The 26,992-nt window shown below is 62.3% G+C and carries 24 protein-coding genes; 7 read left to right on the forward strand and 17 right to left on the reverse strand.

The genetic code is table 11. From position 1 onward, the window contains the following. Nucleotides 1-205: hypothetical protein (locus DFR34_RS17400; RefSeq protein WP_211309394.1), on the forward strand; the 205-nt coding region annotated here is incomplete at its 5' end. A gap of 271 nt (nt 206-476) precedes the next feature. Further along, nucleotides 477-2,072, forward strand: coding sequence for an L-aspartate oxidase (gene nadB, locus DFR34_RS12130; protein ID WP_110391423.1), 1,596 nt, complete (start codon nt 477-479; stop codon nt 2,070-2,072). On the opposite strand, the gene DFR34_RS12135 is transcribed toward nadB, so the two are convergent. Genes DFR34_RS12135 through queG form a run of 3 tightly spaced genes read right to left on the reverse strand, consistent with a single transcriptional unit; the run spans nt 2,066 to nt 4,616 of the window. Beyond that, complete coding sequence (locus DFR34_RS12135; RefSeq protein ID WP_110391424.1) at nt 2,066-2,632, reverse strand: DUF2946 family protein; 567 nt, start codon at nt 2,630-2,632, stop codon at nt 2,066-2,068. The two genes, nadB and DFR34_RS12135, sit on opposite strands and share 7 nt — an antisense overlap. 37 nt (nt 2,633-2,669) lie before the next feature. After that, entirely contained in the window at nt 2,670-3,482 is an 813-nt protein-coding gene (murI, locus tag DFR34_RS12140; RefSeq protein ID WP_110391484.1) for a glutamate racemase, read from the reverse strand. Nucleotides 3,483-3,539: 57 nt separating this feature from the next. Continuing rightward, nucleotides 3,540-4,616, reverse strand: coding sequence for a tRNA epoxyqueuosine(34) reductase QueG (gene queG / locus DFR34_RS12145; protein ID WP_110391425.1), 1,077 nt, complete (start codon nt 4,614-4,616; stop codon nt 3,540-3,542). A gap of 3 nt (nt 4,617-4,619) precedes the next feature. Here queG and tsaE point away from each other — a divergent pair, with 3 nt between their 5' ends. Both tsaE and DFR34_RS12155 read left to right on the forward strand, forming a co-directional pair. Continuing rightward, nucleotides 4,620-5,102, forward strand: a complete 483-nt coding sequence (gene tsaE / locus DFR34_RS12150) for a tRNA (adenosine(37)-N6)-threonylcarbamoyltransferase complex ATPase subunit type 1 TsaE (RefSeq protein WP_110391426.1) — start codon at nt 4,620-4,622, stop codon at nt 5,100-5,102. Further along, complete coding sequence (locus DFR34_RS12155) at nt 5,066-6,472, forward strand: N-acetylmuramoyl-L-alanine amidase (RefSeq protein ID WP_110391427.1); 1,407 nt, start codon at nt 5,066-5,068, stop codon at nt 6,470-6,472. The genes tsaE and DFR34_RS12155 overlap by 37 nt, the downstream gene beginning before the upstream one ends. Nucleotides 6,473-6,486: 14 nt before the next feature. Here the strand turns inward: DFR34_RS12155 and DFR34_RS12160 are convergent, their stop codons facing one another. Then, nucleotides 6,487-7,209, reverse strand: a complete 723-nt coding sequence (locus DFR34_RS12160; RefSeq protein ID WP_110391428.1) for a hypothetical protein — start codon at nt 7,207-7,209, stop codon at nt 6,487-6,489. Then, the gene (locus tag DFR34_RS12165; RefSeq protein ID WP_110391429.1) at nt 7,206-8,117 is read right to left on the reverse strand and encodes a LysR family transcriptional regulator; all 912 of its coding nucleotides are present in this window, start codon (nt 8,115-8,117) and stop codon (nt 7,206-7,208) included. Before DFR34_RS12165 ends, DFR34_RS12160 begins: the two co-directional genes overlap by 4 nt. Nucleotides 8,118-9,199: 1,082 nt before the next feature. Between DFR34_RS12165 and DFR34_RS12175 the strand changes: the two genes are divergently transcribed. After that, nucleotides 9,200-10,783, forward strand: a complete 1,584-nt coding sequence (locus DFR34_RS12175; protein ID WP_158281815.1) for a methyl-accepting chemotaxis protein — start codon at nt 9,200-9,202, stop codon at nt 10,781-10,783. A 21-nt stretch (nt 10,784-10,804) separates the two neighbouring features. Here DFR34_RS12175 and DFR34_RS12180 read toward each other — a convergent pair whose 3' ends face one another. Next, nucleotides 10,805-11,137 carry a helix-turn-helix domain-containing protein gene (locus tag DFR34_RS12180; RefSeq protein ID WP_110391432.1) on the reverse strand — a complete coding sequence of 111 codons (333 nt, stop codon included), beginning with the start codon at nt 11,135-11,137 and terminating at the stop codon, nt 10,805-10,807. Between the two features lie 239 nt (nt 11,138-11,376). On the opposite strand from DFR34_RS12180, the gene DFR34_RS12185 reads away from it, so the two are divergent. Both DFR34_RS12185 and DFR34_RS12190 read left to right on the forward strand, forming a co-directional pair. Then, the gene (locus DFR34_RS12185) at nt 11,377-12,696 is read left to right on the forward strand and encodes a methyl-accepting chemotaxis protein (protein WP_110391433.1); all 1,320 of its coding nucleotides are present in this window, start codon (nt 11,377-11,379) and stop codon (nt 12,694-12,696) included. Between the two features lie 422 nt (nt 12,697-13,118). Beyond that, a complete protein-coding gene (locus tag DFR34_RS12190; protein WP_110391434.1) occupies nt 13,119-14,735 on the forward strand; it encodes a methyl-accepting chemotaxis protein in 1,617 nt (538 codons plus the stop codon). Between the two features lie 147 nt (nt 14,736-14,882). Here DFR34_RS12190 and DFR34_RS12195 read toward each other — a convergent pair whose 3' ends face one another. From DFR34_RS12195 to moaA, 11 genes are all read right to left on the reverse strand, one after another. Next, a complete protein-coding gene (locus DFR34_RS12195; protein WP_110391485.1) occupies nt 14,883-15,431 on the reverse strand; it encodes a peptide deformylase in 549 nt (182 codons plus the stop codon). A gap of 43 nt (nt 15,432-15,474) precedes the next feature. Beyond that, the gene (locus DFR34_RS12200; protein WP_110391435.1) at nt 15,475-16,230 is read right to left on the reverse strand and encodes an S-methyl-5'-thioinosine phosphorylase; all 756 of its coding nucleotides are present in this window, start codon (nt 16,228-16,230) and stop codon (nt 15,475-15,477) included. 19 nt (nt 16,231-16,249) lie between these two features. Beyond that, nucleotides 16,250-17,005, reverse strand: coding sequence for a YoaK family protein (locus DFR34_RS12205; protein ID WP_110391436.1), 756 nt, complete (start codon nt 17,003-17,005; stop codon nt 16,250-16,252). A gap of 195 nt (nt 17,006-17,200) precedes the next feature. Then, a complete protein-coding gene (locus DFR34_RS12210) occupies nt 17,201-17,743 on the reverse strand; it encodes a hypoxanthine-guanine phosphoribosyltransferase (protein WP_110391437.1) in 543 nt (180 codons plus the stop codon). An 80-nt stretch (nt 17,744-17,823) separates the two neighbouring features. Next, nucleotides 17,824-18,693: a UTP--glucose-1-phosphate uridylyltransferase GalU gene (gene galU / locus DFR34_RS12215; protein WP_110391438.1), complete on the reverse strand. Its 870-nt coding sequence runs from the start codon at nt 18,691-18,693 to the stop codon at nt 17,824-17,826. Nucleotides 18,694-18,717: 24 nt separating this feature from the next. Next, nucleotides 18,718-21,147, reverse strand: coding sequence for an NAD-dependent DNA ligase LigA (ligA, locus tag DFR34_RS12220; protein ID WP_110391439.1), 2,430 nt, complete (start codon nt 21,145-21,147; stop codon nt 18,718-18,720). Then, nucleotides 21,144-22,319, reverse strand: coding sequence for a cell division protein ZipA (locus DFR34_RS12225; RefSeq protein WP_110391440.1), 1,176 nt, complete (start codon nt 22,317-22,319; stop codon nt 21,144-21,146). Before DFR34_RS12225 ends, ligA begins: the two co-directional genes overlap by 4 nt. 151 nt (nt 22,320-22,470) lie before the next feature. After that, nucleotides 22,471-23,136 (reverse strand): response regulator, encoded by a 666-nt coding sequence (locus tag DFR34_RS12230; protein WP_110391441.1) that lies wholly within the window; start codon nt 23,134-23,136, stop codon nt 22,471-22,473. Between the two features lie 213 nt (nt 23,137-23,349). Continuing rightward, complete coding sequence (locus tag DFR34_RS12235; protein WP_245906882.1) at nt 23,350-25,290, reverse strand: type IV pili methyl-accepting chemotaxis transducer N-terminal domain-containing protein; 1,941 nt, start codon at nt 25,288-25,290, stop codon at nt 23,350-23,352. Next, complete coding sequence (locus tag DFR34_RS12240) at nt 25,287-25,940, reverse strand: carbonic anhydrase (RefSeq protein WP_110391442.1); 654 nt, start codon at nt 25,938-25,940, stop codon at nt 25,287-25,289. Before DFR34_RS12240 ends, DFR34_RS12235 begins: the two co-directional genes overlap by 4 nt. A 69-nt stretch (nt 25,941-26,009) precedes the next feature. Beyond that, nucleotides 26,010-26,984: a GTP 3',8-cyclase MoaA gene (gene moaA / locus DFR34_RS12245; protein ID WP_110391443.1), complete on the reverse strand. Its 975-nt coding sequence runs from the start codon at nt 26,982-26,984 to the stop codon at nt 26,010-26,012. Nucleotides 26,985-26,992: the final 8 nt, after the last annotated feature.

Below are 26,992 nucleotides of genomic sequence, written 5' to 3' on the forward strand. Positions count from 1 at the left end.
GCGCCTACACTTATCGGTTGTCTTTTCTGTTAAAGATCAGTTGCTTTCTGAATCAGAACCCGGTAACGTCAGCGGTTTGTTTCGCTTCGTTTCGTCGTCTGCGTCAGCAGCAGAGATGCGAACTATACGCACCGACCCTGAAACCGTCAACACCCCGCAGCACACTTTTTTGCAGAAAAATGCGAAAAACACAATAAAACCCTGAATTAAAAGCAAAATATTTTTGCAAAATTTTCGTCATTTTGCTTTCACAAGCTGGTTTTCCTGTCTTGCTGTCCTGCTTCAGCGCTTTTCTTCCTGGTAAAAAACCCAGTAAAAAGCAGCTCAGCGGCCATTTCGCCCCTCTAGCCCTCGCAAGCAGCTTACTGAAAGCACTGTAAAGCGGGGCAAAGTCACCGCTTTGCAACATTCTGACTTTTGATCTGTCCTTTGAAGTGGTACTTTTACTATCCAAACATGGTAAGGACGGAATTCTCATGCTGCACTTTGATGTATTGATTGTTGGCAGTGGGCTGGCGGGCATGACCCTGGCGCTGCATCTGGCCGAGCACCGCAAGGTGGGCTTGATCACCAAGAAGAATCTGCTGGAAGGCAGCTCCACCTACGCCCAAGGCGGCATTGCGGCGGTGCTGGATGATCAGGATTCGGTGGAAGCACATATACAAGATACGCTGGTGGCCGGCGCCGGGCTGTGCAATCCGCAAACCACGCGCTTTATTGTTGAGCACTCGCGCGCGGCGATTGACTGGCTAATTGAGCTGGGTGTGCCGTTTACCCGCGATGGCGACGACAGCGATGGCGTCAGCTATCAGGGCTTTCACCTGACCCGCGAAGGCGGCCACAGCCATCGCCGCATCATTCATGCTGCCGACGCCACTGGCGAAGCGGTGACCACCACGCTGGGCCGCAAGGTGTGTGCGCACCCGAATATCACCGTGCTGGAAGATCACATCGCCATTGATTTGATCACCTCGGCCAAGCTGGGGGAAACCGGCAAGCGCTGTTATGGCGTGTATGCGCTGGATAAGCTGCTGGATGAAGTCGAGACCATCACCGCCCATCACACCATTTTGGCCAGTGGCGGCGCCGGCAAGGTATACCTTTATACCACTAACCCGGACACCGCCACCGGCGACGGCATCGCCATGGGTTGGCGGGCGGGTTGCCGGGTGTCGAATATGGAGTTTATCCAGTTCCATCCGACCTGCTTGTACCACCCGCACGCCAAGTCTTTCCTGATTACTGAAGCTGTGCGCGGCGAGGGTGGCATTCTGCGTTTGCCGGACGGCACGCGCTTTATGCCGGAGCACGACCCGCGCGGCGAGCTGGCGCCGCGTGATGTGGTGGCGCGGGCGATTGACTTCGAGATGAAAAAACACGGCCTGGACTGCGTCTATCTGGATATCTCGTACAAACCGGCCAGCTTTATTCAGGAACACTTCCCCAATATCTACGCCCACTGCCTGGATTTGGGCATCGACATCACCCAGGAGCCGATTCCCGTGGTGCCGGCGGTGCACTTTACCTGCGGCGGTCTGGTGACTGATCTAAACGGGCAGACCGATGTCGAAAACCTGTTTGCCGTCGGCGAAGTGGCCTGCACCGGCCTGCACGGCGCCAACCGGCTGGCCAGCAACTCGCTGCTGGAATGCATGGTGATTGGCCGGGCAGCGGCAGAGAACATCCTGAAAACCGAACTGGCGTCGATTCCGCCGATTCCGGACTGGGACGACAGCAAGGTGACCGACCCGGATGAAGAAGTGGTGCTGTCGCACAACTGGGACGAACTGCGCCGCTCGATGTGGGACTATGTGGGGATTGTGCGCACCAGCAAGCGCCTGGAGCGGGCCCAGCGCCGCATTGACTTACTGAAGGAAGAAATCAACGAGTATTACCAGCACTTTCATGTCAGCAATGACCTGATCGAGCTGCGCAATCTGGTGGATACGGCGGAATTGATTGTGCGTTCGGCCACACTCCGTCGTGAAAGCCGTGGCCTGCATTACAGCCGGGATTACCCGGACATGCTGGGCGAAGCCGTGGATACGGTGCTGACCCCGGCCAATTATTGATCGGCTTGCGGGTTGGGCTGGATGCGAAAGCGCTCGTGCAAGGCATCCAGCCCGGTTTGCTCCAGCCGCACCGGCGGCTGCGGCGGCGAGTGCAGAAAATACTCCACCTCACCCGCCAGCCAGTGCGCCCAACCGGCTTCATCCAGCGGCTGACCCTGCCGGGTGCGCAACAGCGCCAGCACCACGTCCAGATCGTGGTCGTCCACTCCGGCCAGTTTGCCGCGATTGGCGTCGATAAACAGACTGCCGTCCGGCGTCAGAAACGCCCCACCTATCCAATGCACCGGCTCGCCGTCGTGCAACTGCCAACTACCCTGCCGAAAGCGGGCAATATACGGCGCGGCCTCCAGCGTCACATACACCCGTTGCGGCCCATTCTGAAAATACGCCCGCCCCTGACGGTCGCAGGTGTAGTTGCGCTGAATAAAGGCCAGCATGGCCGGATGGTTGAGCGGCTCGCCGCGCAACCGCCATTGGCCGCGCGCATCCAGGCTCAACCAGCCGAACACCTCTGGCACATTGGGCCATTTGGCCATTGCCGCCAATACACTGTCGTCCATCTGCGCCTTGCTCCGTGGTGAAATGCTGCGGGTGGGCTCAGCCGAGCTTGACCATTTCCAGCTGGCGGATCGAACGGCCGAGAAAACGCTCGCCAATGGTCTGGAAGCGCAAAGGAATATCGGTGACAAAATACTGATAATTGGGCATGCCGCGCTGCGGGTTGAGCAAATCCAGCTCAGCCAGGCGCATAGCGGTGGCCTCCGCCGTGGTGACTGCCGAATCGACAATGGTCAGCCGGTTGTCGGTCACGTCCTGCAATAAAGGCTTGAGCAGCGGATAGTGCGTGCACCCCAGCACCAGGGTGTCCACGTCTTCCACCAGCACCGACTTTAAATACTCTTCCGCCGTCAGCCGGGTCACCGGGTGGTCCAGCCAGCCTTCTTCCACCAAGGGCACGAACAGCGGGCAGGCTTGTGAATACACCCGCGCATCCGGGCGCAAGTGATGGATGGCGCGCGCGTAGGCATTGCTATTGACCGTGGTTGGCGTGGCGATCACGGCAATGCCGCCTTGCTGCGACACTTGCGCGGCACTGCGCGCGCCAGCGTCGATCACGTCCAGCACTGGCACCTCGCCGGCCACCTGGCGCACCACGTCAGCGGCCACGGCGGCCATGGTGTTGCAGGCGATGATCAGCGCCTTGACCTGGCGCTTGAGCAGAAACTCGGCGATTTGCTGGGTGAAATGCTCGATGGTCGCCACCGATTTCACCCCGTAGGGCACCCGGGCGCTGTCGCCAAAGTAGATCAAGTCTTCAAACGGCAGCCGATCCATCAGTGCGCGCACCACGGTCAGGCCACCGATCCCTGAGTCAAACACCCCGATGGGGCGACGGTCCAAGGCGGTCATCTGTCTCACTTCAGTTTGGGGCGGCCAGCGCGGGCGCGCGGCCGGCAAAGGGCGTCATCATAGCACGCCGTGACGGGCCAGCGCCCAGGCCACATGTTCGCGCACCAGCGCCGAGGGATGTTCGCGCCGGGCCAAAAGCGCCGCCGTCACCGCCTGGCTGGACGGCGCATTGCCCAAACCCACCGCCAGATTGCGCAGCCAGCGCTCATGACCGATGCGATAAATCGGGCTGCCGGCCATGCGCTGGGCAAATTCATCGGCCTCCCAGGCAAACAGGCTGACCAGACTGGCGTCGTCCAGGCCATGGCGCACGGCAAAATCCGCCTCGGCGGTGGGCACGGCAAAGCGATTCCACGGGCACACCAGCTGGCAGTCGTCACAGCCATACACCCGGTTGCCGATCAAGGGGCGCAAGGGCTCAGGAATCGCCCCGGCCAGTTCGATGGTCAGATAAGAAATACAGCGGCGGGCGTCCACCTGGTAGGGCGCGACGATGGCCTGGGTCGGGCACACGTCCAGACAGCGGGTGCAGCGCCCGCAATGCGCATCCACTGGCGCATCAGCCGGCAAGGGCAGGTCGGTGAGCAATTCGCCGAGAAAAAAAAATGATCCTTCGTCACGATGGATCAATAAAGTATGTTTGCCGCGCCAGCCCAAGCCCGACTGGGCGGCCAAGGCGACTTCCATCAGCGGCGCACTGTCGGAAAACACCCGATACCCCAGCGGCCCGGCGGCGGCATGCAGCCGGTCGGCCAGCTTTTGCAGGCGGTTGCGCACGGTTTTATGGTAATCACGCCCCAGCGCATAGCGGGCAATCGCCGCCTTGTCGCCGTCGGCCAGCACGGCGTGCATATCGCGCGCCGCCGGGTCGCGGTAGGGCAGGCGCACCGACACCACCGACAAGGCGCCGGGCACCAATTCAGCCGGTCGTGCACGCAGCAGGCCATGGCGGACCATATAGTCCATTTCGCCATGATGGCCGGCTGCCAGCCAGTCCAGCAGGCGCTGGCCCACCTCGACCGGCAGTTCGGCGCGGCCGATGGTGGCGCCGGAAAACCCCAGGTCGCGCGCCCAGGCTTTGATTTGTCGGGCTAATTCGGGATAATCCCGGTTTTGAGCAGGTTCAGGAAGCATTGGATGGATGATAGCAGCGTTTGGTCATTGCGCCTGGCGGACGAAGCCGCCACCCTGGCCGCCGGCCGCCAACTGGCGCGCGGGCTGGGCGGCGGCGTGATCGTCACCCTGCACGGCGATCTGGGCGCGGGCAAGACCACGCTGACCCGTGGCGTGCTGGCCGGGCTTGGCCATGTCGGACGCGTGCGCAGCCCGACTTACACCCTGGTCGAGCCCTATGAATTGCCCACGCTGGCAGTGTACCACTTTGACCTGTATCGCTTTGCCGACCCGGCCGAATGGCGCGACGCCGGCTTTGCCGAATATTTTGGCCCGCATAGCCTGTGCCTGCTGGAATGGCCGGAAAAAGCCCAGGGCTGCCTGCCACCGGCCGATCTGGCCATTCATCTGGATCTGGACGGCGATGGCCGTCAACTGACCGTGACCGCACTCACCCCTCGAGGAAAGCAATGTCTGTCGATTTTGACCACACCCGCCGCCGACTGATCGGCGCGGCCACTTTCACCGCCCTGCTGAGCCTGACCCGCGTGGGCCACGCCGCAGGCGCACGGCAGATTGTTGCCGTGCGGGTGTGGCCATCCAGCACCTATACCCGCATCACGCTGGAATCCCCCGAGCCGCTGCGCTTCAAGCATTTCACCATGAAAGACCCAGAACGCCTGGTGGTGGACATCGACGGCGTGCAACTGAACAGCGCGCTGAAATCGCTGGACGGCAAAGTGGGCGACGACGATCCCTATATCAAGACTGCCCGCGCCGGCCAGTTCAACCCGACCACGGTGCGGGTGGTGCTGGATCTGAAAACCAAGATCGAACCGCAGGTGTTTTTGCTGCCGCCGGTGGCGGAATACAAACATCGCCTGGTGATTGATCTGTATCCGTCGGCCAGCAACGACCCGCTGCTGGCGCTGTTCAACGACTACAACCAGGGCAAGCTGGACGACAAACCGGCGAAAAAACCGGAAAAAACCGACAAGCACGCCGACGCCCAGGATAAAGACAAGGACAGCAAGGCCGACAAGCACGACAAGGCTGATAAAGCCGACAAGAGCGAAAAGCCCGAAAAAGCTGACAAAAACGCCGCGCGCGACAGCAGCAAGGATAGCGCCGATGACAGCGCCGGTAAGTCATCCGGCAAAAAATCCTCGCGCAATGGCCGGCCGATCACCATTGTGCTGGATCCTGGCCACGGCGGCGAAGATCCCGGCGCCATTGGGCCGTCTGGCGCCAAAGAAAAAGTGGTGGTGTTGCAGATCGCCAAGAAACTCAAGCGCCGCATCGAAGCGCAATCCAATATGCGCGTGTTTCTGACCCGCGATGAAGATGTGTTCATTCCGCTGGGTGTGCGGGTGGCCAAGGCACGCAAGGTCAATGCCGATCTGTTTATCTCGATTCACGCCGATGCATTCATCAACAGCTCGGCGCGCGGCTCGTCGGTGTTTGCCCTGTCAGAAAAAGGCGCCACCAGCACGGCAGCGCGCTATCTGGCCAAGACCCAGAACGAGGCCGACCTGATTGGCGGGGTGAAGTTTAACGTCAAGGACAAATACCTGGCGCACACGCTGTTCGACCTGACGCAAACCGCCACCATTGCCGACAGCCTGAAAATCGGCAAGCAGATGCTGCGCCAGCTGGGCGAGATCAACCGTCTGCACCGCAATGAAGTCGAACAGGCCGGCTTTGCCGTGCTCAAGGCGCCGGATATTCCGTCCGTGCTGGTGGAAACCGCCTTTATCAGCAATCCGGCGGAAGAAGCCAAGCTGACCAATTCCAGCCATCAAGACAAGATCGCCGACGCGCTATTTGACGGGATTCGTCAGTATTTCGCCAAGAACCCGGCGCTGGCGCGGGTGTAAGCAGGCAGCAGCGCTCAGTCAGTCGCGCCAGCGGGACGCTGCGCCGCCAGCCAATCACGCAGCATGGCGTCGGCTTCGCGCCCCAGGCTGACCGCCTCGACCAGAAAGCTGGCCAGCAGTGCGGCAAACGACGCCTCTTGTGGATGCAGCGCCAGATAGCGCTGCGCCGCCTCCAGCAGACGTTCGGCCAGCAGCAAATGGCGCTCGCGCACCTGCATCCAGATCGCCTGCGGCGCGCACGGCAGTTCTGGCGCGCCCAGCCAGGCAAACTGAAACGCCTCGGCCACCAGCCGGGTGAACGCCGCCGCGCCGGCGCCGCCCACCGACGACCAGGCGCCAGGCAAGGGGGCCAGGCGATCCAGCCACAGCCGCGCCGCGTCGTGCGCGCTCAGCGCGCCTCCAACAGCCAGGGCAAAACCGTATTGCCCCCCCCACGGCGCCAAGGGGCCGGCCAGCTCCAGATAATGCCCGCCCAACTCGCGCACCCGCACCTCACGTGCCGGACGCAGCTCAAACCAGTCACTGGACACATCCAGCACCACATCGCCTTCGCGCAGCGCCTCGGCCCACGGCAGCGCGGCAAACAAGCCTTCGCCAATCAGTAGACAACGCGCGCCGCCCAGCAACATGGCATCCAGCCAGTGATGACCGCGCAACACTGCGCCACCTTGCTGAAAGGCACGTTCGGCCAGCCAGCCCAGCGCTGGCGCTTCGCCCAGCACCACCAAGGCGCTCATGCTGTCTCTCCCAGCAGACGCGCCAGTACCTGCGAATCAGCCAACTGCGTGAGAAACCAGCTCAGCGCCTTGCCGGGGCGATGCTCGCGCCAGGCGTAATGTGCCGGCGCTGGCGGGTTGGGTGCTTCCACCGCGCATATCCGGACACGGCCGTCGCGCGCCGCCTGCTCGGCCAGCCAACGCGGCAGAAAACCCACGCCCAAGCCGGCGGCCTGCGCCATCAGCTTGGCGTCCATATCCGGCACGGTAAGGGTTTCCTGGCCGGCCAGCAGCGGTGAGCTGCGCGGCGGCAGGCGACGCGAGGAATCCGCCGCCACCACCGCGCGATAGCCGCGCACCTGCTCCAGGCTGAGCGGGCCGGGTTGATGCGCCAGCGGATGCTGCGGCGCCACGGCAAACACAAAAGGAATATCGCCCATGCGGCAGGCGCGATAGGCGCCGGGCGGGCCATCGCCGGGCGCGCCAATCACCAGATCAGCGCGCGCCTCCAGCAAGGCATCCCAATTGCCGCCAAACACCTCGCGGCTCAGGCGGAGCTGCGTGCCGGCGGCCAAGGCATCAAAGGCGCGCACCAGCTCCAGCACCGGCGCCATCGGCAGCAAATCGCTGACGGCGATGGCCAGTTCAGTCTCCCAGCCGGAGGCCAGCCGGCGCACGCGCTGCTCCAGCGCCACCGCGGCATTCAGCAAATGACGCCCATCGCGCAGCAAGGCCTGGCCGACCGGCGTCAGCTTGGCGCGATGGCCGCGCCGGTCAAATATGCTGACGCCCAGGTCTTGTTCCAGCTTCTGCACCGCATAGGTCACCGCCGACGGCACGCGATGCAGCTCCTCGGCCGCGGCGGCAAAACTGCCGTTACGGTCGATGGCGTCCAGTACTGTGAGGGCGTCGAGGGTGAGGCGCATCATGATCCTGAAAAACGTGGCCAGCCAGAAAATGTGCAGGGGGTCGCAACAAAAAAACCGTCAGCGGGCTGGTGAACAGCCAGACGCATGGTTGATGGTTGCCGGCAGAACCGGCAACAGCATACACGGCCCACGCAGCGCCCGGGCAAAAAATACGGGATTCACGCCAGTTGATGATCGGCCAGAGAGAAATCCGTGAGAATCAGTCGGCAGCTTATTCAATCGTATGTTTTGTATTATTTAAGGGGACATATTATTCGGTGATGTATTTACATCACAAATATGAAAATCCGCCATCACCTCAAAATATGACAAGCCAGACCCACGCATGACGGAATCGGACAAGCACGCAATGTTTGATCTAGATCAAGGTTATGGTGCAGACTTATGCCAAGAATAGCGCGCTTCAAGCAGGCCCAGCCTGATTCTTGGACGGTAGCACGGGATTTTCTGGCTGAATACGCCCAGATGATGGTCAAAATCAGCCATCTCCGGACAAAGATGGACATTCAGTCTAAGACGTGGATTTGCCAGATGATTTGGCAAATGGATAGTTCATCAGATATGTCTGGATGAAATTTTCCACACTGAGCACATGAGCAAAAAACCCAAAAGCATATTAATTTAACATGAAATAACTGAACAATGATTTATTGGCGAGCGTCACTGACAAACCCTGAACAGCAGCCCTGAGTAGATGCTCCACCGCAGACAGTACAACAAGTGCGGCAAGGTCACACCACAACGCCAGGAGGTTTTGTGAGCGGCGTTTAGCCGGGTTTGATCTGTGTGATGATGAAATCCGGACAAGACAGCCCCTCAAAAAATGTTGGCAATCAGACATTTTTTGGCCGCTACCCCGGCGATTGACCGCTAAAGTTTGCGACAGATGCCTGTCGGACACAGGCCAGGCAAGCACACGCCACAACAGGCATGTTACTTGCAGCATGACATCGTCCGTTTCACCAAGCCGGCATGGATGGCGCGTGCCGCAGATTGAATGCGACAAGATTACCCTCCCGTTTCACCATCGTGATGACCCGTCGTACGACAGGCAGCACGCAGGGAAACTTGGTCAGAAAACAATGAAAATAAATTTACCTATCACACAGCACGAGAAGCCGTTCACGCAAGGCACCATCGTCACCAAAACCGACCTCAAGGGCGTGATCACCTACGCCAATGATGCTTTTGTCGAGATGTCTGGCTTTGACCGCGACGAACTGATCGGCAGCAGCCAGAACATTGTCCGCCATCCGGACATGCCGCCCGGCGCCTTTGCCGATATGTGGCGCACCCTCAAGAACGGCGACACCTGGAAAGGCATCGTCAAAAACCGCTGCAAGAATGGTGACCACTACTGGGTGAACGCCTTTATCGTGCCGGTCAAGCACGATGGCCAGACCGTCGGCTATATGTCGGTGCGCTCGCCAGCCAGCCGCCAGGAAATCGCCCAAGCCGAGGCGTTTTACCAGAAACTGGGCAAGGATGGCGTGATTCCGGCCAAGCAACGGCGAGGCATCTCCGTGTTTGCTGTGCGCATGCTGTCGATGGGCGCACTGAATATCTTAATCGTATTGGCCGCCCTGCTCGACAGCCCATGGATCAAAGTCGGCTGCGTGATCATCGGGCTGATCATCATGGCAGCAATGAGCGCACGCGCCTGGCGAGCCCGTGGACGCCAGAAACATATCATCCAAACACTGGACCTGATCGCCGAAGGCAAGCTCACTTCGCATCTCAGCACCGACCGGCTGGACGAAGTCGGCCGCATTGAAGCCGGGCTGGCCACCATGCAGGTGCATATCAAGGTCATGATCGACGACTTGTCTGCCGCTGCCAGCCTGATGCACGCCAATAGCAAAGGCCTGCACCAGCTGATGACCCAGTTGATGGAGCGCTTTGCCCAGCAATCGCACGAAGTGGCCGGCGTCTCTGGCGCAGTAGAAGAAATGAGCGTCTCGGTCAGCCAGGTGGCCGAACACGCCAGCGGCGCCGCCAGTGCAGCCAGCCAGGCCACGGGGGTGGCGCAGACTGGCGCACAGCATATGGCGCAATCGCGCGAAGAAACCCAGGTGGCCGCGCAAAGCGTCAGCCACGCCCAGGCCACTATCCAGGATTTGTATGAATCTGTGGTGAAAATCAGCACAGTGACCGACACCATTCGCGAGATTGCCGATCAGACCAACCTCCTGGCGCTGAACGCCGCCATCGAGGCCGCCCGCGCTGGCGAATCCGGCCGTGGCTTTGCCGTGGTGGCCGACGAGGTGCGCCGGCTGGCCGAGCGTACCGGTCACAGCACGGCAGAAATCAATCAGATCGTGGCCAACATCCGGGTCGTGACGGATTCGGCAGTGGACAATATGCGCAAGGTCAGTGACAGTTCGGAACAAAGCGAGCGTCATCTGGCAGACACGGCTAATAGCCTGAACGATATTCTGCAAGCCAGCCAGTCGGTGGAGCAGATGATGCGCAGCATCGCCGACACCAATGTGCAGCAGTCTGCCACCGCCCATGAATTGGCCGAACGCACCGTGGGCATCAGCACCCGCATTGAATCATCCACTCAGGAAATCGGCCAGGCCGGGCGCCTGATTGCCGAACTGGCCGGCAAGGCGGAGGATTTGCAGGCGATGATCCGCCGCTTTGACACCGGGGATAAACGCTGAGCCTGTCACGCACGATCGATCTCACGCTTCTACGCCGTCAGCCGCCAGGTTGACGGCGTTTTGCTTGGTGGGTCGCTCCAATTGGCGTGGCGTCCAGGCGCTGAATGGTGGATGCAGCAATTCATGGGCATCCAGTGCCAATGCGCGCGCCAGTTTGTCCAGATTGTCCAGCGAGATATTGACCCGCGCACGCTCGACCTGACTGATGAAAGTCCGGTCAAGTTGTGCGGCAAACCCCAACTGCTCTTGCGACAAGCCGCGCGCCAGCCGGCTGACGCGCAGGTTGTAAGCCAGCACATCGCGCAAGGAGGACAAGGGACGTGGAATCAGAGAGCGTTTCAAGTAGGCAGACATGCCAACATCGTCAACATGAAACAGGCCATCTTCTACGGCTTTTACATCACATTTTGTGATTTTCCGTCCAGTAGACGTGATGTAAACCCCGTATAAGCCCACATTCGCATGTGTTAAAATCTGCAAACAAGGCATATAGATATCGCCTTTCTGGCGCCATTCCTGTCATACACGCAAGAGCGTATCCAGCCTTTCTTCTTTCCTTCCTGCCGCGGATCGACCGCTTGAGAGAGCCCGTGATGTTCAATACCCGTCTGAAGCAAGCCCACGTAGCCCTGCAACAACAATTGACTGAATACCAGGCGGAACGCACGGCGTTGGCCCGTTCGATGGCCATGGTGCGCTTTGATCGCGATGGCAAGGTGATTGAGGCCAATCCGCAGTTTTTGTCCACGCTGGGCTACGCTCAGGCCAGCGAGGTGCTGGGCAAGCCACATAGCCAGTTCTGCCTGCGCGAAGAGACGGCCAGCCCGGCGTACCAGCAATTCTGGGATCGTCTGCGCCGGGGCGAGCCGTTTTGCGGCCGGGTGCGGCGTCAGGCAGCGGATGGGCATGTGGTATGGCTGGAAGCCACCTATGCGCCAGTGCTGGATGCGCAAGGCGCAGTGGAGTCTTATCTCAAACTGGCCGCCGACATTACCCCTCAAGTCGAAGCCGAAACCAGCCAACGCGCACGACTGAACGCCATTAATCGCGCCATGGCCGTCATTGAATTTACCCCGGATGGCACCGTGGTGGACGCCAACGACAATTTTCTGGCCACCTTGGGTTATCGCCTGGAGGATATCAAGGGCCGCCATCACCGCATGTTCTGCGACAGCCAGTTTGCCCAGTCGGCAGAATATCAACACCACTGGCAACAACTGGCACGTGGGGAATTTTTCACTGGCCAGATCAAACGCATTGCCAAAGATGGCTCGGTACGCTGGCTGGAAGCCAGCTATAACCCGGTGTTTGGCACTGATGGCAAAACCGTCACTTCGGTGATCAAATTTGCCTCGGACATCACCGCCCGCGTGCAAGCACAACGCAAGGAAAGCGAAAGCGCGCGCTTTGCCTATGGCGTGGCACAGGAAACCGCCGAGCTGTCGCACACCGGCTCGGACACCGTGCGCCGCAATGTCGGCGCCATTGAAGACATGGCCGGCAGCATCGAAGAAGCCGGGCGCAATGTACAGGCACTGGGCGAGCGCTCGGAGCAGATCACCTCGATTGTGCAGACCATCAAAGACATTGCCGACCAGACCAATCTGCTGGCCCTGAACGCCGCCATTGAAGCCGCCCGCGCTGGCGAAACCGGCCGGGGCTTTGCCGTGGTGGCCGACGAAGTGCGCAAGCTGGCCGAGCGCACCGCCGCCTCTACCGCCGAAATCAGCAAAATGGTGTCCGACATCCAGCAGCAGACCACTCAGGCCGTGGACAATATGAGCGCCATCCAGCAGCAGGCCAACCACAGCGTGACGCTGACCCGCGAATCTGGCGAAACTCTGGCGCAGATTCTGGAAGGCGCCCGCTCGGTGGTGAAAGCCATCAATCAGTACGCAGAACGCCAGCCCTGACCCTTCTCTTCACGATGCTGCAACGCACCATCAGCAGGCTTGCGCCCCATGCCGGCGCATCCTGCTGATGCACAATCTCTTTTTCATTCAATATATTACGCTATACAACGCCGGCTGAAAGCCTGTCCAGACAGGCCAGCGGAGCATGGCGACGCCATTTTGCCGGGCAGGCAAGAAAATTGCTGAAATACCAGCAAGCCGTTTGCTGGTGTGGCGCTATGCCCACCATGCCACCCGGCCGACACCGTGCGCATCCCTGTCATCCCCCCGGAAACTGGCCGCGCCCGGCACGGTCCTGGCCTTGAGTGCCAAGGCACGCCAACACGCCGTTGGCCTGTCGTTTAGCATACAAAGTGTCAGGTTTGGTTCATCCCCGCCCCGCCATCAGCCACTGACTGATGATTCCGTGAGAGAGACCAGACATGAAACTCAATCTGCCCGTCACCCAGCATGAAAAGCCGTTTACCCACGGCGCCATCGTCACCAAGACCAACCTCAAGGGGGTGATCACTTACGCCAATGACGCCTTTATCGAGATATCCGGCTTTGAGCGCGACGAACTGATTGGCGCCAGCCAGAATATCTTGCGCCACCCGGACGTGCCGCCCTGTATTTTCGAAGACATGTGGCACACGCTCAAATGCGGCGATACCTGGAAAGGCGTGGTGAAAAACCGCTGTAAAAATGGCGACCACTACTGGGTGTCGGCTTTTATCGTGCCGGTCAAACAGGATGGCCAGACCACCGGCTATATGTCGGTGCGCACCCCCGCCGGCCGCGCCGACATCCGCACGGCCGAGGCGCTGTACGCCAGGCTGGGCCGCGACGGCAAGTTGCCGCGCCAGCGTCGCCTGCCGACGCTGACCGACGCCAAGGTGAACCTGGCCGCCATCGCGGTGTTCAACCTGCTGTTGCTGACGCTGGCGGTTCAGCATGGCCAGTGGAGCGACTGGCTGGCGCTGGCGCTGGGCCTGAGCGTGTCGCTGGGCTTGCTGGCGCGCGGCTGGTCCTCCAGCCAACGCATGGGGCGGATTGCCCGCATGCTGGACCATATTGCCGAAGGGCGGCTGAACAACAGCATCGCCATCGACCGCCGCGATGAAATCGGCCAGATCGAAGCCGGGTTGGCCACCATGCAGGTGCATATCAAGGTGATGATTGATGATTTAACCCAGGCTGCCACGCTGATGCATTCGCACAGCCACGGGCTGAACCAGCTGATGCGCCAGTTGCTGGAGCGCTTTGCCCAGCAATCGCACGAGGTCAACGGGGTTTCCAGCGCGGTGGAGCAGATGAGTATTTCCGTGTCACAAGTGGCCGAACACGCCGGCAGCGCCGCCAGCGCAGCCGGCCAGGCGCGCGCCGTGGCTGGCGCTGGCGCCAACCAGATGGCGCAATCCTGCGAGGAAACCCGCGCGGCGGCACGCACGGTGGAAGAAGCCCAGGCCACCATCCAGGAGCTGTATCAAGCCGTCACCCATATTGGCGTGGTGACCGACACCATTCGTGAGATTGCCGACCAGACCAATCTACTGGCGCTGAATGCGGCAATTGAGGCGGCTCGCGCTGGCGAACAAGGACGGGGATTTGCCGTGGTGGCCGACGAAGTGCGCAAGCTGGCCGAGCGCACCGGCCACAGCACCAGCGAAATCAACCAATTGGTGGCCAGGGTGCGGGCAGTGACGGATTCTGCCGTGGCCAGCATGAGTCAGGTGGGCGAGCGCACCACTCAGGGCGAACAACACCTGAGCGACACCGCGCACAGCCTGGACGAAATCCTGCACGCCAGCGCCGAGGTGGACCACATGATGCGCAGCATTGCCAGCACCAACACCCAGCAATCCGCTGCCGCGCGCGAGCTGGCCGAGCGCATGCAAACCATCAGTGGCCGCATTGAGGCCTCTACCCGCGAAATCGCCAGCGCTGGCGACCTGATTCATGATCTCTCGGTCAAAGCCGACGAAATGGGCAATCTGGTGCGCCACTTTGCCACCGACGCCCACGCCGCCAATCAGGCGCAACTGCAAGCGGCGGCATAAGCGCCGCTCACAAAACCCTCCTGGCGTCGTTGCACGACCTTGTCGTACTGCTTGTACTGTCTACGGTCGTGCTAGCCAGGAGCGCTCGCTGGGTTTTGCGAGCGGCGCTAAGTGCGGCGCAGAGTGTAATGGCGGCAGGCCGGCCGCTCAGCGCGGTTCGGCCGCCGCCATCAGGGCCAGTTCGGGAAACAGCACGTCAGTAAAGCCCAGCTGGCTCATGTCTTTCATGCGCATCGGGTAGAGCATGCCCCATAGATGATCGCATTCATGCTGCACCACCCGGGCATGAAATCCCGATACCGTGCGGTCAATCGGCTGGCCATGGGCATCAAATCCCTGATAACGCAACTCGCGGTAGCGAGGCACCACCCCACGCAGGCCGGGAATGGACAAACAGCCCTCCCAGTCTTCTTCCATGGCCGCCCCCAGTGGCGTCAGAATGGGGTTGATCAACACCGTGGCCGGCACCGGCTCGGCATCGGGATAGCGTGGATTGGGCGCGCCGCTGCCAAATACCACCACCTGCCACGGCTCACCTATCTGCGGCGCAGCCAAGCCAGCGCCATGATGCTCGGCCATGGTGTCGTGCAGATCCGCCAACAGCGTGGCCAGCCAGGGCGCGGTGAAATCCTCCACCGGGCGCGCCTGTTGCAAGAGGCGCACATCGCCCATTTTCAGAATGCTTCGAACCGACATATTGGTCTCCTTACCGGCTGGGCCCACCGCCCAGGTCCGGCACTCAATGCCCCAGATGCGCCCCCAGGGCCAGGCTGGCTTCCAGCACGCGCGCTACTTTGTCCATGGCCTCGCCCATCACCGCACCGGCAGCGGTGAAATCCACCTTGCCGATGCTGTCGCCACAACCGGCAGCATAATTGGCCACCACCGCCAGACAGGCGTATTCCATGTCCAGCTCGCGCGCCAAGGCCGCCTCTGGCATGCCGGTCATGCCCACCATGTCAGCGCCGTCGCGGCGCAGGCGGGCGATTTCGGCTGCGGTTTCCAGCCGGGGGCCTTGCGTACAGGCATAGGTGCCGCCGTCCAGCGCCTCCACACCGGCATGCTGCGCGCCATCCAGCAGGCACTGGCGCAATGTGGCAGAGTACGGCTGAGTGAAGTCTACGTGCACCACCGGCGACTCCGGCCCTTCAAAAAAGGTGTGCTTGCGTCCCCAAGTATAGTCAAGCAACTGATCCGGAATGGCCAAAGCGCCCGGTGCCAGCCCCAGATGAATGCCCCCCACCGAGCCGATGGCCAGCACATGGCGCACTTGCTGTGATTTCAGCGCCCACAAATTGGCGCGGTAGTTGATTTCATGCGGGGCGTGCATGTGACCATGGCCGTGGCGCGCCAGAAACACCACCGTGCGGCCAGCCAGCAGGCCAAAGGTCAAGGCACAGGATGGCTCGCCATACGGCGTGCGCACTACCTGGCGGTGGGTGATGGCCAGGCCGGGCAGTTGCGACAAACTGCTGCCGCCAATGATTGCAATCATGAATGCTCCAGGAAAAAGCTCAGTTGACGCGGTGCATGCGCTGCCAGCGATGCCAGGCACGCCAGTCGTCCCACAATGGTGCCAGCGCCATGGCGATCAGCAGCAGCGCCAGCGGCACACTGGCCACCACGCCCACCCACTGAAATGTCCATGCCCCGCACAGCCCACCGATAAAAAACAGACCAACAATCGCCGCCTGCACAGCCAGCTTGCGCCGCGCCCGCCGACGCGTCAGGCGGTCCTGCGCCGGCCCCAGCCAGCGCCCCAGGCCAATGCCGATGTCAGTGAGCAGACCAGTAACATGCGTGGTGCGGATTTCCGCATGCGAGAGCTTGGTGATCATGGCGTTTTGCCAGCCCATCATCAGGCACAGCGACCAGGCCGTCATGTGCAAGGTCAGCGATACGCCTGGCGCCACCCGACCGGCCAACAGGCCAAACAACAGCATCAGCACCGCCTGGATCAGCAAGGCCAGCGCATATTCATGGCGCACCCGCCGCCGCGCCCATTGCACGCACAGCGCACAGCAGGCGCTGCCCAGCACAAAACAGGCAATCGAAATCAGCGTGGAGGAGGCCAGGTTTAACTGGCCCAGCGCCAGCGCATCGGCCAGGCTGGACACCATGCCGGTCATGTGGGAAGTATATTGATGCACCACCAGAAAACCGCTGGCGTTGGCAGCGCCGGCAATCCAGGCCAGCATGCCGCCCAGTTGCAGATTGGCGGCTGGCGTGCGGTGGTGACGGAGTAAATGGCGGGCTAGGCGGGCTGGCATAAGACGGGTATTGTCACCGACCGGACGGGCCCGCAGCAAGCCCGGAAAATGCCCTGCGCATGGTGTGACATCGGTCAGGGCGGGGTGGCATGGCCGCTCAGCGGGCACCAGGGGTAATCAGGCCGCGGAAACAGCCCCATCACCCGTTGTCAGCCAAGCCGCCAGCCGGCAGCACCACAAGGCTGGTAGCCAGCATTATTTCAGCGCGTAAATCGCCGGCAGATTGCGCCAGGCGCCGCGCACGTCCATGCCGTAGCCAAACACATAGCGATCCGGCACATCGATGCCGACAAAATCAGCAGCAATCGGCTTGGCCTTGCTGATCAGCTTGTTGGCGAACACGGCGCTATGGAAAGACTTGGCGCCCATGGCCAGCACCTTGTCGCGAATGGCGGCCATGGTTTCGCCTTCGTCCAGAATATCGTCCAGCACCAGCACCACGCGGTCGCGCACGTCTTCTTTGGGGGCCTGACGCCACACCAGCTCGCCGCCACGGGTTTTGTCGCCGTAGCGCGACACATGCACATAGTCAAAATCCAGCGGAAACGCCAGGCGCGGCAGCAACTGGCCGGTGAACACCACCGCACCGCCCATCACCGACAGCACCAGCGGGTAGCTGTTGCCCAGCAGGGCGGTGATGTCTTCGGCCATTTTTTCCACGGCGGCGCTCACCTGATCGGCAGTAAACAATACATCGGCACTATTGAGCAGGCCGCGTGCTTCAGCAACATTGGGCATGAGTATTCTCTCTTGAAGAAAAACACACGCCGCGCTCCGGGGTGGCCGAAGGCGCGGCGCGGATGTAAAACCGGGGATAATCAGCGTGCCGGATGCGCGCGCAGCCAGTGGGCAAAGGCCGTGCCCACCTCGTGGTGTTTCAGCGCGTAATCCACACTGGCTTTCAGATAGCCCAGTTTAGAACCGCAATCATAGCGCGTTCCAGGCAGCGGCAGGGCATGCACCGGGTGCTCTTTCAGCAACGCGGCAATGCCGTCGGTCAGTTGGATTTCGCCGCCAGCGCCAGGGCGCACTTCCAGCAGTTTGTCAAAAATCGAACCGGGCAAAATATAGCGCCCCACCACCGCCAGGGTGGATGGCGCGGCTTCGGGTTTGGGTTTTTCCACCATGCTCACCACCCGCTGACAACCGGCTTCTTCACGCACTTCGACAATGCCGTAATTGCCGGTTTCTTCGCGGGCGACGGTTTCCACCCCCAGCACCGAGGCACCGGTGGACTGGTGATGGGCGACCATGTGTTGCAGTGCGCCGGGCTGGCTGTCGATCAAATCATCGGCCAGCAGCACGGCAAACGGCTCGTTGCCAATCGCCGGGCGCGCGCACAGCACGGCGTGGCCCAGGCCCAGCGCTTCTGGCTGGCGGATGTAGATGCACGAGGCCCACTTGGGCAAGATACCCTGCACGGCTTCCAGCAGTTTTTCCTTGTTGCGGATTTCCAGCTCGGTTTCCAGCTCGTAGGCCTTGTCGAAATGGTCTTCGATGGCGCGTTTGTTGCGCCCGGTGATGAAGATCAAATCGGTCATCCCAGCTTCCAGCGCCTCTTCCACCGCATACTGAATCAGCGGCTTGTCCACGATGGGCAGCATTTCCTTCGGGCTGGCCTTGGTGGCGGGCAGAAAGCGGGTGCCCATGCCGGCAACCGGAAACACGGCTTTACGAATGGCTTGCATGAGAAACAGTCTCCAGAAGCGGGGTCAGTCAGAAGAATCAGGGGCAGCCAGCAAGGCCAGCAGCGCGGCTTCGTCCAGCACCGGCACGCCCAGCGCCTGCGCCTTGTCCAGCTTGCTGCCGGCGGCTTCGCCCGCCACCACAAAATCGGTTTTTTTCGACACGCTGCCGCTCACCTTGCCGCCGGCAGCCTCCACCCGTACCTTGGCCTCGTCGCGCGACAAGGTGGGCAGGGTGCCGGTCAGCACCACGGTCTTGCCGGCCAGCGGCTGCGGCGCGGCGGCCTGCTCGGCCTCGGCCGGGATGGCCGCCAGAATGTCGCGGCGGTAATCAGCCAATTGCGCCAGCGCAGCGCGCTGAGTGGGCTTGTCCAGCCAGTCGGCCAGGGCATTGGCCGCCTCGGCCGGCAAATCCAGCGCTATCACCTGGGCACGGTTCAAGGCCGCCAGCGCGTACAAATCCGCCACTTGCGCCAGCAACTGGCCGGCGCGTAGCTCGGTCAGCCGGGGAATGGCCAGCTTGACCAGCAAGGTCACCGGCTCAAACAGGCCATGCAGCTTGGTCGAGGGATGCGCCGCCTGCTGCGGCGCCACGCCAGCGGCCAAGAGCGCATCGACTTCGGCCTGATTGCCTGGCTCGGCAAAAAAGCCGGCGATGGAGTCGGCCACCACTGCGCCAATATCCGGCAATGCCGCCAGCGCGGCGGCCGGTGCGCGGCGCACCCAGTCCAGCTGGCCCAGGCAATCGGCCAGGGTTTTGGCGGTGGATTCGCCGACATGGCGGATGCCCAGGGCAAACAGCAGGCGCGCCAGCGGCGGCGTTTTGCTGGCGGCAATCGCCTGCAATAAATTATCCGCCCACTTGGTGGCCACTTTGCCGGCCTTGACCGTGTCCGGCACGCAGTTGTCGCGCTCGTCGGCGCGGCGCTTCATGTCCAGCAGTTTGTCCAGGTCCAGCGCGTACAGCCCGGCCACGCCGCGCACCAGCTCAAACTCGACCAGGCTGTCGATATAGCGCTCGCCCAGGCCGTCGATGTCCATCATCCGGCGGCCGGCAAAATGCTGAATGGCCTGGCTGCGTTGGGCGCGACAGCTGAGCCCGCCGGCGCAGCGGGTGATCGCCTCGCCCGGCTCGCGCACGGTGTGGCTGCCGCACACCGGGCAATGGCTGGGCAGGTGGTAAGGCGGGTGCAGCGGTGCGCTGTCACCCTCGCTGAATAAATCCGCCCCCGGCAGCACTTGCATCGGCCGTTGCGCCAGCACCACGCTGACCACTTCCGGAATCACATCGCCGGCGCGGCGCACCACCACGGTGTCGCCCACGCGCACGTCCTTGCGCTGCACTTCGTCTTCATTGTGCAGCGTGGCGTTGGTGACGGTGACGCCGCCAACAAACACCGGGCGCAGCCGCGCCACCGGGGTCAGCGCGCCAGTGCGGCCCACTTGCACGTCGATGGCTTCCACCACGGTCAGCGCTTCTTGCGCCGGGTATTTGTGCGCCACCGCCCAGCGCGGCTCGCGGGTGCGAAAACCCAACTGGCGTTGCACGGCCAGGCTATTGACCTTGTACACCACGCCGTCGATGTCAAACGGCAGACTGTCGCGCAGCTCGGCCACGCGCTGGTGAAACGCCGCCAGCCCGGCGGCGCCGGCCACCACTTCGCGCACCTCGCACACTGGCAGACCAAACGCCGCCAGCGCGTCCAGCACGCCGGCGTGGGTGTCGGGCATGGCGTCCCAGCCGGTCACCTGACCCAGGCCGTAGGCAAAAAACGACAGCGGCCGTTGCGCGGTGATTTTCGGGTCAAGCTGGCGCACCGCGCCGGCGGCGGTGTTGCGCGGATTGACAAAGGGTTTTTCACCGCGCGCCAGCAGGCCGGCGTTCAGCGCCTCGAAGTGGTCGCGGCGCATATACACCTCGCCGCGCACTTCCAGCAGGGCCGGCGCGGCGCCGTTCAACCGCAGCGGAATCTGGCCGATGGTGCGGATATTCTGGGTGACGTCCTCGCCGGTGGCGCCGTCGCCACGGGTGGCGGCCTGGGTGAGCACGCCGTCTTGATAGCGCAGGCTGATGGCCAGGCCGTCGAATTTCAGCTCGACGGCGTAGTCGATGGGCGCATCCAGTGGCAGCAAATCCAGCTCGCGGCGCACGCTGGCGTCAAACGCCTCGGCGCCGGCTGCGGTGACGTCGGTTTCGGTGCGGATCGACAGCATGGGCACGGCGTGCACCACCGGGGCAAATTCAGCCAGCGCTTCGCCGCCAACGCGCTGAGTAGGCGAATCATCGCTGCGCAGCTCGGGATGGGCGGCTTCCAGCGCCTGCAGCTCACGAAACAGCCGGTCGTACTCGGCATCGGGCACGCTGGGTGCGTCCAGCACGTAATATTCGCGGCCGTACTGAAAAAGCAACGCGCGCAGCTCGGCTGCGCGCGCGGCGAAGAGTGAGGTCTGAGTCATGCAAACAGGCGCAAAGCGGCCACGCTGCCCGGCGCAATGCCGCGGTCGTCCATGCGGCTGTAGAGCTGTTGCAGCTGGTGGCGGATGGTGTTGATGCCGCTTTCGGTTAGCGGACGCTGGTTGTCGTCGATCAGCTGAGCATCCAGCTCGCCAGCCAGTTGGCGGGCCAGCGCCACGGCGCGATCGAATACCGAGATGCCGCCGGCCACGCGCGGCACGTCAAACAGCAAGGTCAGCGCCGAGAAGTCATCGTGCGCCAGGCTGTCTTGGCTGAATGGCAGGCCATTGGCGTTGCCCAGCATGAACAGCACATTGCCGGAATCAGACAAATAATGAAAATGCCCGTCGGCTTCCAGTTGCATGCCGGCCGATTCGGCCAGCGCGCGCAGGCGCTCGCCGTCAAACGGCGCCGCAGCCAGCAGGTTCAGGCCGATCATCACGTCCACGCCCGCGCAGAATTGATCCAGCTCGCGCGCGGCGGTCAGCCGGGTTTGCCGTTGCGGAAAACTGGCATTGGAACCGTGCTGCTCGGCAAAATCCTGGGCTTGCGAGCAAAAGGCGTTCAGTTCGGATTCATTCAGCGGGCCACGACGATCGACCATTTGCACGCCGATGTTCAGTTGGCTGTACGAGCGATTGGCGCGGGCACGCTCCCAGCCGCTGTCCGGGTTGTTGCCCAGCATTTCCACCCGCTTGTCGATGGCAAACGACGGCAGGCGCGGCAGCGTGACTGGCTGCTCAAAGCGCACTTCCGCGATGAAATCCAGCATCGGGTCGAGTAGGGTGGCAATCAGCAGCTGCTGCTCAATCGACGACAGCGACTGATCCAGCTCGTCCTCGCTCATCTCGGTCATTTCCGAAATATCCGCAGGCGCTTCGCCGGCCGGGTTGGCCTGGGCGTAGCGGATCAGCGTATCCGCCTGGGTCGAGCCGGCCGAGCCTTCGTGCGAGGCCGGATCCAGCGGGTTGGGCATGTCGTCGTCCAGCGCCGGCTCCAGGCGCTCGCCTTTGCCGTCGCGGCCGGGCACGTCCAGCAGCACGTCCGGATGCTCGCGTTCGAACGCGGTTTTTGTCTGTTGGCGGTACCGCCGCTCCTGGAACCAGTTGTAACCGAATACCGCGCCAATCACCACTGCGCCCAGCGCAAGGATGCCGAGTTGGAAGTCACTCATTCGCCGCTACCGACCCTAATGGGTTGTGTTGTTGTCGCCGCCATTATAACCAATGCATCCGTCGTGCGAAGCGTTTCACCGCTATCACAAGGGTTTATCCATGTAAAACCGCAGACGGCGCTGGCGGCAAAGGCCGGCATTGTGCCCGATGTCAGGGCCGGCTGTCAGCCAAACCATGCTCAACGGCAAACACCGCCGCTTGCACCCGGCTGCTGAGGTTGAGTTTTTTCAGGATGTTTTGCACATGAATCTTCACCGTGCTTTCGGCCAGGTCCAGGGTGCGGGCGATTTCTTTATTGCTGTCGCCACGGGCGATGAACACCAGAATTTCCCGCTCGCGCGGGGTGAGCTTGTCGGCCTCGCTGACCGCCGGCGCCGGGCTGGCGCCGCCCTGGCGGAATTGCGCCATCAGCTTGGCGGTCATTGCCTCGCTCATCACCGATTCGCCGTCGGCGGCGCGGCGGATGGCGTTCACCAAAAAATCGGCGTTGATGTTTTTCAGCAAATAGCCGCGCGCGCCGGCACGCAGCGCGCGGGCCAGGTCGTCGGCGTCTTCCGAGACGGTGAGCATCACCACCGCCCGCTGCGGCGCATCCTGCAACAGCAGTTGCAGGGTTTCCACCCCGGATAAACCGGGCATGTTCAAGTCCAGCAACACCACGTCCGGGTTGAGCGAAGCCGCCAGCTTGACGCCTTCGGGGCCGTTTTCCGCCTCGCCGACCACGTCGATTTCGGCCTGACGGGCCAGCAGGGCGCGCACGCCGCTGCGGAATAAAGTGTGGTCATCGACCAACAGCACGCGAATGGGAGAAGTCATGGCGAACCTGCCTGAAAAAAACGATTGAACAAAATTCAGCAAAATCAACACACTGGATTGACAGCTTCGAGGGAAAGGGATGGTTTTTTCAGCGTATCCCTACCAAGCGCGGCTCACAAAACCCAGCGCAACGGTCCTGGCCAGGCGCGCGCAGACAGTGCGGGTTGTACGGCAAGGCCGCGCAACGACGCCAGGAGGGTTTTGTTAGCTGTTCTAAGCGCTGAGCCGGTCGCGCTGCGCCAACCTCACCACCACCTGCGTGCCGTAAGGCGCCGCCGGGCCAATGGTCAGTTCGGCGCCAGCCCGCTGGGCGCGCTCTTGCATGATGGACAAGCCAAAGTGGCCGCTGGGGCGCTGGGCGACTTCCTGCGCATCAAACCCCACGCCATCGTCGCGCACGGTCAACAACAGATCACGCTCGTCCTCAATGCGCACCACCACCCGGCTGGCGCGGGCGTGCTTGCGTACATTGGACAAGGATTCTTGCAGGATGAACAGCACTTGCAGCTGTTGATCCGGCGACAGCGGCGCGCCGTCGCCCTCGCGTTGCACTTCCACCCGCAGGCCGGTTTGCCGGCGAAAGCGCTCCAGAATGGCGTCCACTGCGCTGAACAAATCCTCCGCCGCCAGGCTGGCGCGAAAATTGGTCAGCAGCTCGCGCACATCGTCGTAGCTTTCCTGCACGCCGGCCTGGATTTGCCCCAGGCTCTCGGCCAGCGCCTCGCGGTCGTCGCGGCGCAGCGCGTCTTCCAGCATCTGGGTTTGCAGATTCAAAAAAGACAAACCCTGGGCAATGCTGTCATGCAGGCCCTGCGCCACCAGATTGCGCTCTTCCAGCACTGCCAGCTCGCGCGCGGTGGCTGCCAGCCGCTGGTTGTCCAGCGCGGCGGCCAGGTGCTGGCCCAGGGTTTCCAGCAGTTGACGCTGTTGGCGGGTAAAGATGCGCGGCTGGCGAAAATGCAGGTGATACACGCCCAGCAAGCGCGCCTGCGAGCTGATGGCAAACGAGGACACCACCACAAAGCCTTCGCGCTGGCAGTCAAAGCGCCCATCGCCAGCAGTGAAGGTTTCGATGCGTGTTTCGCCGCTGGCCGCCGCCTCGCCGCACACACATTCACCCAGCGGCAAACAATGCTCGCGCTCGGACAAACCGGCCGGCAGGCCGTGCTGGGCCACCAGAAACAGCATGCCGTGCGGGGTGTCGCTCAGTCGCACCGCGCCGCCGTCGGCGGCAAACGCCGCGCTGACTCGCTCCAGAAAACCCTGGCTGAGTTCTTCCAGCGTGGCGGGGCGATTCAGAAAAGCGGCGATTTCATACAATAGCGACAGTTCGCGGTTTTTCTCGGTGAGTTTGGCGGTTTTGGCCTCAACCTGGAATTCCAGCGTAGCGTTGGCCTCGGCCAGGCGGCCGGCCATATCGTTAAAGCCGGCGGCCACTTCGCCAAATTCGTCGTGGGTTTCCACCGGCACCCGGCTGGAAAAATCGCCGCTCGCCAGGCGTTGAATGCCCAGGTGCAGGCGCTCCAGCGGGCGGATGACAATCAGGAACATCAGATAAATCAACGCCACCGTGCCCAGCACCGCCAGGGTGGCCAGCAAGGTCTGGCACAGCCGCAGCCATTCGGTTTTGCGGGCATTGTGCTGCTCGATATCGCGCACCAGGGTGTCGATCTTGCCGACAAAAGGCTCGATCTCGCGTTCAAATGCGTCACCGCGCACGGTACGATTCAGCGTTTGCTCGGCGCTGGACAATAATAAGGGGCGCATGCGCACGCTCCAGTGCGTGCGCACCTCGTCCAGCTCGGCCAGAATATCCGCCCGACGCGGCACCAGCAGCGGGCGCGCCGGGTCGCCCTGCTCCAGTCGTTGCAAGGTTTGCTCAAAGCGGCCCAGGTTGGCGCTTAACTGCACCGCGCGCGCCGGGTCTTGCTCGACCTGGCGCAGTTGCAGGCCCAGCTGATAGGTGCGCATGCGCAGGCTGCCGGCGTCGTTGATCGCCGCCGCGCCGCCTTCCAACTGCCAGGACAACAAGAGCGTGGCGCCAATCGCCGCCAGCGCCAGCAGCAAAAAGCTGATGAAGCTGAACAAAATCTTCACCGTCAGCCGCTGCGACAGCGGCAGAGCGCCGGCGGGCAGTGCGGCCTCGTCGCTCACACCGCCCCCAGTGGGCAGACCAGCGGGGTAAAGCGCTTGCTGTGCGCATCAAAGCCGTACAAAGCGCCCTCCTGAATATCAAAGTACCAGCCCAATAATTGCAGTTTGCCGGTTTCCACCCGGTTGCGCACCCAGGGAAAGCTCATCAGATTATCCAGGCTGACCAGAATCGACACCCGCTCGGCCACCGCCAGCTGGGTGGCCACATTGTCGTTAGCGTGATGCGCCAGCACAAACTCGCGCGCCGGGTCGGCAATGCTCAGCCACTTGGCCAGAAAGCCGCCATCCTCCTGATGGTCGGTGATGCCTTCCATCAGCGCGCGGATGCCGCCGCAACTGGCATGGCCCAGCACGATGATGCGCTCGACCTGCAAAGAAATCACCGCGTACTCCAGCGCGGCGGACACGCCGTGATAATGGCTGTCTTCCTGGCATGGCGGCACCAGATTGGCGACGTTGCGCACAATAAACAGCTCACCTGGCTCGCAGCCGGTGAGCATCAAGGGGTCTACCCGCGAATCACAGCAGCCCACCAGCAGGGTGGAAGGATGCTGGCCGCGCTTGAGGTCGGTAAACAGGCTGTCGTTGTCCAGATAGTAATACTGCTGGAAACGGCGAAAGCCAGACAAAAAATGTTCAATGGATGGCATGAGGGCTCAGGGGAAAGTCATGGCAATAAAACCGGGGCGCGGCAAGCATACGCGAGAATCCAGGCGATTTCAGCCGCCGGTTTTCGCCATGATGCGCACCACCTTGCCCGGCGCGCTGGCAAACACATGCCGCTCCGGCTTGAGCTCAATCGCCTGGCGCAACACCTGCTGCAAGTCGGCGTCGCTGATGCCGGCGCGCAGCAAGGGGCGCAATTCCACGCTTTCTTCCTGGCCCAGACACATATACAACACGCCATCCACCGACAGGCGCACGCGGTTGCAGGTGGCGCAAAAGTGCTGGGAAATCGGCGAAATCACCCCCAGGGTAAAGCGGCCATCGGCGGTGGCCCAATAGCGCGCCGGCCCGCCGCCCAGGCTGACGGTTTGCGGGCGCAAATCAAACCGCGCCCGCAAGCGCGCCAGCACGCCTTGGGCGTCCAGATAGCCGACGCTGCGGCCAGAATCGCCCATCGGCATGGCTTCAATCAGCCGCAAGATAAAGCCGTGTTCGATGCAGAACGCCACCATGGATTCCACATCCTGATCATTCACCCCCGGCAGCAGCACCATATTCAGCTTGATGGGCGTCAGCCCGGCCGCCTTGGCGGCTTTCAGCCCGTCCAGCACCTGCGGCAGGCTATCGCAGCCAGTGACCTCAGCCATGCATTCGCGACGCAGCGAATCCAGGCTGACATTCACCCGCCCCACCCCGGCTGCCTTCAACGGCCCGGCCAGCCGCGCCAACTGGGTGCCATTGGTGGACACCGACAAATCGCGCAGGCCCGGCAAGGCCGCCAGCCGCGCGGCCAGATCCACCACGCCCCGGCGCAGCAAGGGCTCGCCGCCGGTCAGCCGCACCCGCCGGGCGCCAAGCCGCACAAACGCGCCAATCACCCGTTCGATCTCGGCAAAGGTCAGCCAGTCGTCCGGCTCGGCAAAGTCTTTGAACCCCTTGGGGATGCAGTAGCTGCAACGCAAGTCGCAGCGGTCGGTGACCGATAAGCGTACATATTCCACGGCCCGGCCAAAACGGTCTTGCAGCATGTTCCGAC

Origin of the sequence: Rivihabitans pingtungensis (assembly GCF_003201855.1) — a bacterium.
GTDB classification, from domain to species: Bacteria; Pseudomonadota; Gammaproteobacteria; order Burkholderiales; family Aquaspirillaceae; genus Rivihabitans; species Rivihabitans pingtungensis.

Excerpts from the sequence above, each read along its gene's own strand:
- nadB (WP_110391423.1), top strand. The coding sequence starts at position 477 with ATGCTGCACTTTGATGTATTGATTGTTGGCAGTGGGCTGGCGGGCATG.
- DFR34_RS12135 (WP_110391424.1), bottom strand. The coding sequence starts at position 2,632 with ATGGACGACAGTGTATTGGCGGCAATGGCCAAATGGCCCAATGTGCCA.
- murI (WP_110391484.1), bottom strand. The coding sequence starts at position 3,482 with ATGACCGCCTTGGACCGTCGCCCCATCGGGGTGTTTGACTCAGGGATC.
- queG (WP_110391425.1), bottom strand. The coding sequence starts at position 4,616 with ATGCTTCCTGAACCTGCTCAAAACCGGGATTATCCCGAATTAGCCCGA.
- tsaE (WP_110391426.1), top strand. The coding sequence starts at position 4,620 with ATGGATGATAGCAGCGTTTGGTCATTGCGCCTGGCGGACGAAGCCGCC.
- DFR34_RS12155 (WP_110391427.1), top strand. The coding sequence starts at position 5,066 with ATGTCTGTCGATTTTGACCACACCCGCCGCCGACTGATCGGCGCGGCC.
- DFR34_RS12160 (WP_110391428.1), bottom strand. The coding sequence starts at position 7,209 with ATGAGCGCCTTGGTGGTGCTGGGCGAAGCGCCAGCGCTGGGCTGGCTG.
- DFR34_RS12165 (WP_110391429.1), bottom strand. The coding sequence starts at position 8,117 with ATGATGCGCCTCACCCTCGACGCCCTCACAGTACTGGACGCCATCGAC.
- DFR34_RS12175 (WP_158281815.1), top strand. The coding sequence starts at position 9,200 with ATGAAAATAAATTTACCTATCACACAGCACGAGAAGCCGTTCACGCAA.
- DFR34_RS12180 (WP_110391432.1), bottom strand. The coding sequence starts at position 11,137 with ATGTCTGCCTACTTGAAACGCTCTCTGATTCCACGTCCCTTGTCCTCC.
- DFR34_RS12185 (WP_110391433.1), top strand. The coding sequence starts at position 11,377 with ATGTTCAATACCCGTCTGAAGCAAGCCCACGTAGCCCTGCAACAACAA.
- DFR34_RS12190 (WP_110391434.1), top strand. The coding sequence starts at position 13,119 with ATGAAACTCAATCTGCCCGTCACCCAGCATGAAAAGCCGTTTACCCAC.
- DFR34_RS12195 (WP_110391485.1), bottom strand. The coding sequence starts at position 15,431 with ATGTCGGTTCGAAGCATTCTGAAAATGGGCGATGTGCGCCTCTTGCAA.
- DFR34_RS12200 (WP_110391435.1), bottom strand. The coding sequence starts at position 16,230 with ATGATTGCAATCATTGGCGGCAGCAGTTTGTCGCAACTGCCCGGCCTG.
- DFR34_RS12205 (WP_110391436.1), bottom strand. The coding sequence starts at position 17,005 with ATGCCAGCCCGCCTAGCCCGCCATTTACTCCGTCACCACCGCACGCCA.
- DFR34_RS12210 (WP_110391437.1), bottom strand. The coding sequence starts at position 17,743 with ATGCCCAATGTTGCTGAAGCACGCGGCCTGCTCAATAGTGCCGATGTA.
- galU (WP_110391438.1), bottom strand. The coding sequence starts at position 18,693 with ATGCAAGCCATTCGTAAAGCCGTGTTTCCGGTTGCCGGCATGGGCACC.
- ligA (WP_110391439.1), bottom strand. The coding sequence starts at position 21,147 with ATGACTCAGACCTCACTCTTCGCCGCGCGCGCAGCCGAGCTGCGCGCG.
- DFR34_RS12225 (WP_110391440.1), bottom strand. The coding sequence starts at position 22,319 with ATGAGTGACTTCCAACTCGGCATCCTTGCGCTGGGCGCAGTGGTGATT.
- DFR34_RS12230 (WP_110391441.1), bottom strand. The coding sequence starts at position 23,136 with ATGACTTCTCCCATTCGCGTGCTGTTGGTCGATGACCACACTTTATTC.
- DFR34_RS12240 (WP_110391442.1), bottom strand. The coding sequence starts at position 25,940 with ATGCCATCCATTGAACATTTTTTGTCTGGCTTTCGCCGTTTCCAGCAG.
- moaA (WP_110391443.1), bottom strand. The coding sequence starts at position 26,984 with ATGCTGCAAGACCGTTTTGGCCGGGCCGTGGAATATGTACGCTTATCG.